The following is a 4,275-nucleotide window of genomic DNA, read 5'->3' on the forward strand; positions in this document are numbered from 1 at the left end:
GGTCTCGGCACCGCACGCTGAAACTGTGCCGACAAAGCTGCCGCCATCACTCACTTCGACCTCGTTATAGCCTTTGGCGCTTACCGCCGTTGCCATGCTTAATGCTGCCAAAGCAATGGCGGATTTCGCAAACAGGTTTCTCATTTTGTGTTTCCTTTCGGTGTATTGAAAAATTCAGGCGACTTTCAGTGCCTCGGTCTGATCTGGTTGTTGAAAGAGTTCGGCAAGCGCATCAATCGCGACCAGCCAGCGGGCCTTTTGATCCTCGTCCGCCAGTAATTCCAGCAAACGGATCGCCCCCGCATCAGGCGCGTATTGACCTAACAATTGGCCAATATCGCGCCGATAGGTGCCATCATTGGTGACTGCAAACAACACCAGCGCATCTGCCGAATCATCGCCAAACAGGCGGGCCAACGCACGGGCGGCAGCGATGCCGACACCTTGATAATCATCATTCAGCGCGTTGATCAAAGCATCGGTCGCAAGGTTGCGATGATCCATCGCCTTGACGGCTTCGACCCGAACCAGCGGATCGGAATCGGTCAGCAATGCCTCTAATGCTGCGTCCATTTCAGTGCCTTTGATCCAGCCCATTGAACGCACGGCCAGAACGCGGGTTTCGGGCACATCGCTTCTCAGCAACTCTTGCAATGGAGCCAGCGCTTCCTCGGGCATCGTGCCGGTTTGCTCGGCATGTTTGGCTAGAGAAAACAGCGCGCCATTGCGGGCTTCTTCATCCATATCCTGCGTCAATGTTGCAATCAGCGCGTCTGTTACATCCTTGTGAACCACACTGCCCAGCAGGCGGGCAGAAAAACGTTGTACGTCTTCATGCGGCGAGGCCATCGTGTCCCACGACAGTTTGCGCTTGCCCAGCTTGCGCCGCTTGGTCAGATCGAGCATACGCTGGGTTTCATCACTCAAAATGATTTCCTCTGGCTCCTCAACGGGTGCGTCGGGAACGTTGGACTTGATCGCCTCGAGTGTTGATGTCACCGGTTCGATTTTTTCGGCAACCAGCGGCAGTTCCGCATCAATTTCATTAGCAATCTCTTCGGTGATTTCGGGCAGGGGTTCTTTTTCAACGACCTCCTCTTCCACCTCTTCAGGTGGCAGAACCAACTCGCCATTCAGGGCTGTGATTAGCCCTATACCCGCATCATTGGGCCACTTCGGGTCATTGCTGGCGATTCCAGCCAAAGCTGTTAATGCCGCCAGACGCAGCTGCCGATCCGCATCCCCTGCGGCCTGCAATAGGGCGGGCACGGCAATATCACCGGATTTTTCAACCGCTTCGATCACCCCAACACGGAATTTTTGCGGAATTTCGGCGTTTGACAGCACATGCAACAGCCCCTTGGCCGCTTGTGGCCCTTTCAGGGCAATCAGTGCCAGTGCGGCCTGTTTGGCGGCATCCGGATCACCGGTGATCGCCCTTTGCACGGCTTTTTCCAGATCTTCGTCTTTGAATTTATCTGGGTAGGCTTTGATGATTTTGAACACTTCAACCCGTACTTCGGGGGCGGGATCCTTAATCAAATCCCATAGCAACAGGGTATTTTGCAAACCTGCGTGTTTAACAACAGCGGCCCGAACAGTGCTATCTTCATCACCAAACAATGGCTTAAGCCGATCATCAGTTGCTTCCAGATTTTCCAGCGCCAGACGGCGGATTTCCGGTTTCACATCGGTGACCATCCCGCCACGCAGATCATCCAGATGTGGATTGTCGGACATACCAACAGCACGCACGATACGGCGGCACATACGGGTGTCGCCCTTGCCGTATTGATCAATAATCGCCAATGCGCCCGCCTCGCCCATCCGCGCCAGCGCCCGCAGGCCTGGTTCGGTTAAATCCTGAGCCTCGTCGTCCAGCATCGCGGTGATGATTTCCGGCACCGCCTCTTCGGGGGCAAAAACACCCAAGCCCTCGAATGCGGACATCTGGATATCAATCCAATGATCCCATTCATCGGTGTAAAATGCCTCTTCGTCCCATGCTACGTCCTCTTGGGCCCGCGACACCGCCAATTTGCGCAGCAGCGGCACAACCGGCTCATAACGCATAGCGATCAGCGCCTTGATAGCGGCACGTTTCACGTCTGATTCAGGGTCCCCAACCAGATTCTCCATCAGCTTTTCAGCCGAGGCGGGGTCGTTCAACTCGCCCAGAGCAAAAGCGGCGTCTGTTCTGACATCGGGGTCTTCGTCAAGCAATGCCTTTATCAGCGGCTCAACTGATTCCGGCAGCTTCATGCTGCCCAACGCCCGTGCAGCGGCACAGCGGTGAACGTCGATTCCCTCCGATAAAATGGTTGTTAATCTGTCGCGCGCATTGGTTTTCATGGATATAACACCTTTAACTGTTCAAGGCAGGCTATCGAATCCCAAAATTTTTAGCATTGACGTGCATCAAGCATTACAACGCCGACCACGATTTTAACCGAGGCCGGCGAAATGTCGCATATTAGATCAGGGCGCTCGCTAATGAGCGCCCTGATCGATTGTTATATTACGATGTCACGCGGTGCGAAGGACATCGAGCGGAAGCTATGTTTGTATGGCGATTCACCGATTTTGGTAACCTTCGCAATACCCATTTTGTAGTTATAGTTCCCGCTGATCCAGTCCACGACCCGACCTGCCAAAGCGTTGGCTGGCTGGCTGTAATGCAAGAAGTCCATATACATGACCCCTGGCTTCACAGCGCGTGTGACCATCGCAACCGCGGTGATCGAGGCCTCGGATAGTTCCACATTGCCGGCAGCCATCTGACCAGTGAAGGTATAGTCGTCACCTTCAACACCCAGTGTGCTGTCTTTCAGGCTTGGCACGCGGTCATTTGACAGCAGGACCATATCACCACTTTCAATGCCGCGCGCGGCCGCATCTTCGGTGTTGATTTCGACCCAGTTGTCAGGCCAGCGCTGAACGATATATGGACGACGGGTATCATCGAAGCCCGACTGCCAACGCTCGTTGGCACGACCCGATGTGCACCACAACTCCTCGCCTTTTGGTTTCATCCATTCCCAGTAATCCGAGAACAACGACCAAGGCGATTTCTGGATGTTGCAACGACCGGTTTGCGAATTGAAATGCGTCAACTTTTTGTTGAACATATTCACAGCGGTAGGTCCGTCGCTTGGCAGTATGCGCGTCGTATCATGCAAGCGCACGGTGCCCATCAAGGAGCCGTCAGCATTCATAAACACCGGCGCCTGAATGCCGTTTGTGCCCATTGCCCGGAACTTCTCGTGCAGGGTCACACCTTCGCGTTTGGCGGCCACTTTAACCATGTTAAAGTCTTTACGGCTACCACGAGTGAACTTGGCTGCTTCTTCTGCAACGTCGTTCGAGTTTTCCCAATCGAAGCCCTCAAAGCCCATCTTCTTGGCCAGTTGAGAGATGATCCACCAATCCGGTTTCGCTTCGCCAGGTGCATCATAGAATTTTTGATACAACCGAACGCGGCGTTCGCCATTGGCCCGCAGGAAGTCTTCTTCGCCCCAAGTTGCGGCGGGGAAGATAATATCCGCGAATTGGTTGCCGATCGGATCAACCAGATAGATATCCTGATTGACCAGAACCATACCACCGCTATCAACACGCGCCTTGAGAGTCTCAAGGATTTTCTCGCGGTTCATAGACTGGATCTGGTGCGGGTTGCCACGGGTTAGTTCATGGAAACGTGCCGACAACTGCTGGCTGCCCAGCATGGATTGGATCCATGTTGTGCCGATAACGTGGGCCATACGGGTGTGTCCCGCCATTGTCCAAGTATCCGTATCCAGCGCCCGACGGCGACGACCCGGCAGTTTCATTGGTGATTTATTGCGAGGATACCCGCCACCACCTACACCACCACGTTGGTGGCCACCGGCCCGACCAATCATCTGGCCTGGACGTCCACCTGCCCCAACAATGATCCCCAGTGCGGAAATCGCTTGTGTGTTGCCGGTGTTGTTGGACCAATAGAAGCCTTTTTCGATCATCACGGAAGTTTTTGTCCGTGTGCCGTCTTCTTTTGGTTTGGCCATCATTTCAGCAGCCAGCTGAATTTTAGCAGCATCTACGCCGGAAACTTCAGAAGCAGCTTCAAGCGCGAACTCGTCTTGAGCCAACAGCCATTTTGACCAATCCTCAAACCCTTTGGTCTGGAATTTACCCCAAGTGGTGCGCCACTGCCAAGGTGTGTTCCGTGTGCCCTGACCAAAGCCAGAGGACGAACCCCACTTGTCGTTGACCCAGTTCTTTATCCACTCAGCG

General features: G+C 54.2%; 2 protein-coding genes. Both read right to left on the reverse strand.

Annotated features, from left to right (window positions below; all coding sequences use genetic code 11):
• Positions 1-174: 174 nt before the first annotated feature.
• The gene (locus ACWB12_RS01390; protein WP_479528267.1) at positions 175-2,352 is read right to left on the reverse strand and encodes a HEAT repeat domain-containing protein; all 2,178 of its coding nucleotides are present in this window, start codon (positions 2,350-2,352) and stop codon (positions 175-177) included.
• A 161-nt stretch (positions 2,353-2,513) separates the two neighbouring features.
• Positions 2,514-4,275 (reverse strand): molybdopterin dinucleotide binding domain-containing protein (locus ACWB12_RS01395; protein ID WP_479528268.1); only part of this gene is annotated, 1,762 nt, incomplete at its 5' end.

This window comes from Profundibacter sp., assembly GCF_056498605.1.

Bases quoted from the DNA above. Each gene is read 5' to 3' on its own strand.
- ACWB12_RS01390 (WP_479528267.1), bottom strand. From the start codon at position 2,352: ATGAAAACCAATGCGCGCGACAGATTAACAACCATTTTATCGGAGGGA.